2 protein-coding genes are annotated in these 3,843 nt (G+C 61.4%); both read right to left on the bottom strand.

From position 1 onward, the window contains the following. Positions 1-57 precede the first annotated feature (57 nt). Positions 58-2,481 (bottom strand): endopeptidase La, encoded by a 2,424-nt coding sequence (lon, locus tag WBB95_RS01795; protein ID WP_424486022.1) that lies wholly within the window; start codon positions 2,479-2,481, stop codon positions 58-60. A gap of 114 nt (positions 2,482-2,595) precedes the next feature. Next, a complete protein-coding gene (locus tag WBB95_RS01790; protein ID WP_424486021.1) occupies positions 2,596-3,585 on the bottom strand; it encodes a GntR family transcriptional regulator in 990 nt (329 codons plus the stop codon). Positions 3,586-3,843 lie beyond the last annotated feature (258 nt).

The raw sequence follows: 3,843 nt of genomic DNA, 5'->3' as shown, positions 1-3,843 counted from the left end.
GCCCAGCGCAGGGCAAGCCTGCTCACCACAGAGGCCGGCTCAGGCACTAGAGAACTATCAGAACAACACCTTCGCCACGTCCGCAAAGCGCTTGGCAAAGTGCACGGTCATGCCTTCCTTGAGGTACTCCGGCAGCTCTTCGAAGCTGCCACGGTTCGGCTCCGGCAAGATCAGCTCATGAATCTTCTGGCGCCGCGCTGCAATCACCTTCTCGCGCACCCCGCCAATCGGCAGCACATGCCCGGTCAGGGTCAGTTCGCCGGTCATCGCCACACCTTTTTTCGGCGGCTGGTTACGCGCCAGCGACAGCAGCGCACTGGCCATGGTCACCCCGGCGCTCGGGCCGTCTTTGGGCGTGGCACCTTCCGGCACGTGCAAGTGCACGAAGGCTTCGTCGAAGAACTTCGGATCACCGCCAAACGACTTCAGGTTGGAACTGATGTAGCTGTAGGCAATTTCGGCGGACTCTTTCATCACTTCGCCCAGCTGCCCGGTGAGCTTGAAGCCGCGATTGAGCGTGTGGATGCGCGTCGCTTCAATCGGCAATGTCGCGCCACCCATGCTGGTCCAGGCCAGGCCTGTGATCACCCCGGTGCCGGACAGCACTTGCTCGTTGCGGAACACCGGCATGCCCAGGGAGCTTTCCAGGTCCTTGTTGCCGATTTTGATCACCGAGTCCGGCTCATCCAGCAGCTTGACCACGGCCTTGCGCACCAGTTTGCCCAGTTGTTTCTCCAACTGGCGCACTCCGGCTTCACGGGCGTAACCGTCGATCAACGCGCGCAAGGCGCCGTCGCTGATCGACAGGCTGTTTTTCGACACGCCGGCCTTGTTCAACTGTTTCGGCCACAGGTGGCGCTTGGCGATGGCGACTTTTTCTTCGGTGATATAGCCCGACAGGCGAATCACTTCCATGCGGTCCAGCAACGGGCCGGGGATCGAGTCCAGGGTGTTGGCGGTGCACACGAACAGCACTTTGGACAGGTCCAGACGCAGGTCCAGGTAGTGATCGAGGAATTCGACGTTCTGCTCCGGGTCGAGGGTTTCCAGGAGCGCCGACGCCGGGTCGCCCTGGAAGCTCTGGCCCATCTTGTCGATCTCGTCGAGCATGATCACCGGGTTCATCACTTCCACATCTTTGAGCGCCTGCACCAGCTTGCCCGGCATCGCGCCGATGTAGGTGCGGCGATGGCCCTTGATCTCGGCCTCGTCGCGCATGCCGCCGACGCTGAAACGGTAGAACGGCCGGCCCAGGGACTCGGCGATGGATTTACCGACGCTGGTCTTGCCCACGCCCGGCGGGCCCACGAGCAGCACGATGGAGCCGGCGACTTCGCCTTTATAAGCGCCCACCGCGAGGAATTCGAGGATGCGACTCTTGATGTCGTCCAGGCCCGCGTGGTGTTTATCCAGCACCTTGCGCGCGTGTTTGAGGTCGAGTTTGTCCTCGCCATACACGCCCCACGGCACTGAGGTCGCCCAGTCGAGGTAGTTGCGGGTCACGGCGTATTCCGGCGAACCCGTTTCCAGGATCGACAGTTTGTTCATCTCTTCGTTGATGCGCTTCTGCGCCTGGTTCGGCAACACTTTGCCCACCAGGCGTTGTTCGAACTGTTCGACGTCGGCGCTGCGGTCGTCCTTGGTCAGGCCCAGCTCCTGCTGGATGACCTTGAGCTGTTCCTTGAGGAAGAACTCGCGCTGGTGCTCACCGATCTTGCGGTTCACCTCGGCGGAGATTTCCTTTTGCAGGCGCGCGACTTCGACTTCCTTGCGCAGCATCGGCAACACTTTTTCCATGCGCTTGAGCATGGGCACGCAGTCCAGCACTTCCTGCAACTCGTTACCGGTGGCTGACGTCAGCGCGGCGGCGAAGTCGGTGAGCGGCGACGGGTCGTTGGGGCTGAAACGGTTGAGGTAGTTCTTCAGCTCTTCGCTGTACAGCGGGTTGAGCGGCAGCAGTTCCTTGATCGCATTGATCAGCGCCATGCCGTAGGCCTTGACCTCGTCGGTCGGCTGGGTCGGCTGGTGCGGGTATTCAACTTCTACCAGGTACGGCGGACGGTGGTGCTTGAGCCAGGTCTTGATGCGTACGCGGGTCAGGCCCTGGGCGACGAATTGCAGCTTGCCGTTCTCGCGGCTGGCGTGATGCACCTTCACCAGCGTGCCGTACAGCGGCAGGGCGGAGGTGTCGAAGTGGCGCGGGTCTTCCGGCGGGGTCTCCATGAAAAACAGCGCAAGGGAATGGTGGTCGGATTTGCTCACCAGTTCCAGGGTCTCGGCCCACGGCTCTTCATTGACGATTACCGGCAGCACTTGCGCCGGGAAGAACGGGCGGTTGTGGATCGGGATGATGTAGACCTTGTCCGGCAGGTTTTGCCCAGGCAGGGCCAGGCCGGTATTGGACGAAGCGTGGTGTTCAGCGTTTTCGGGGTCGGCGTAATCGTTGAGGTCGATGTCCGGGAATTCTTGCTGGTCGCTCATGGGGCACCTGCATAAGGAAGTATGGAGGTTAGATGGGGCGGCGCAGCGGTGGTTTCAATGGCGGGCGTGAGATAGCAACATATTGCACAAAATTTTCGAAAGCGCCGCAGACCGTCAGCTGATCTTGTGCAGATAACTCGGCAACGGTTGCTCCGGCAGCACCGACAACACCTTCAAACGCTGCAACATCCGCTGCCGTGCCCGTTGCAAATGCTCACGCAGGTTCAACGCCGCCGCATCAAAAGCCCCATGCAGCAACAGTTCAAGTATCAACCGATGTTCGGCGAGCATGGCCGGATCAGCGCCGATCCCCAGTAAACGGTAAAAAATTCGGCTGATGATCATCGGGCTCTGGCCCTGGCGGATCAGCGCGGCGATCTTGCGGTTTTGCAGGCCGGCGAGGCAGCGTTGGTGCAAGTCCTCTTCGATCGCTTCGATGGCCTCCAGGCTGCAGTGCGGGCTTTGCTGGGCGTCCAGCACACGCTGCAACATGGCTTCGAGCATCTCGCGGTCGAGGTTCGGCGCGCTCTGGCGCAAGGCTTCGGGTTCCAGGCAGGCGCGCAGTTCGTAGTCTTCAGTGACTTCCCGCGCGGTCAGCGGCCCGGCCAGCCACTGGGAGTAGGGCTCTTTTTCCACCAGGCCACGGTCACGCAGGCGCATCAGCGCTTCGCGCACCACCGCGCGGCTGACGCCGTAGTGGTCGGCGGCGGCCTGTTCATCCAGGCGGTAATGGCCGAAGGCAATGCAGGTGGACAACGCCGCGCCGATCTCCTCGACAATCCGCTCGCCGAGCGGCCGCGTGTCGACCAGTTCAGCCTCGCCGTTCAGGCCCAGGTGCGCATGGCTCAGGGGCAGGCGCAACGGCTCCATGGCCAGGCCTTCGGGGTTGATCAGGTAACCGCGGCCATTGAAACGGCAGATCAGCCCTTCGTCATGCAGCAGGTCCAGCGCCCGGCGCACCGGCACGCGGCTGGTGCCGAACAACTCAGCCAGCGGCGCTTCCAGCAGCACCAGCCCATGCCGGGCGGTGCCGTTGACGATCGCGTCACGCAACACTTTGTGAATCATCGCGTAACGGGAAGCCGAGGCGGGCACTGTTTTCATCTGCTTCTCTGGGTCAGGAGTTCTGAGGCGTAGGGGAAGGTGGCCGAGGATTCTCTCATAGTTGCGCCTGTCACTCCGCGCCACGTCGGTGGCACTTTTTTGGGGCCCTGAGGGCGAGATTGTTACTTTTCTGCACCAAAATGTACTTATTAATAAAAGATACATTATTTCATTGAGGGCCCGTTTCGACGCCTGCGCACGATTTATTGACGTCCTACAAAACCGTCTATCCGGCCGCTCTGCACCCTAATCCTCAAT

Source organism: Pseudomonas sp., assembly GCF_049645325.1.
In the GTDB taxonomy this organism is placed as follows: domain Bacteria; phylum Pseudomonadota; class Gammaproteobacteria; order Pseudomonadales; family Pseudomonadaceae; genus Aquipseudomonas.
This window is presented reverse-complemented; position numbering and strand designations above follow the sequence as displayed.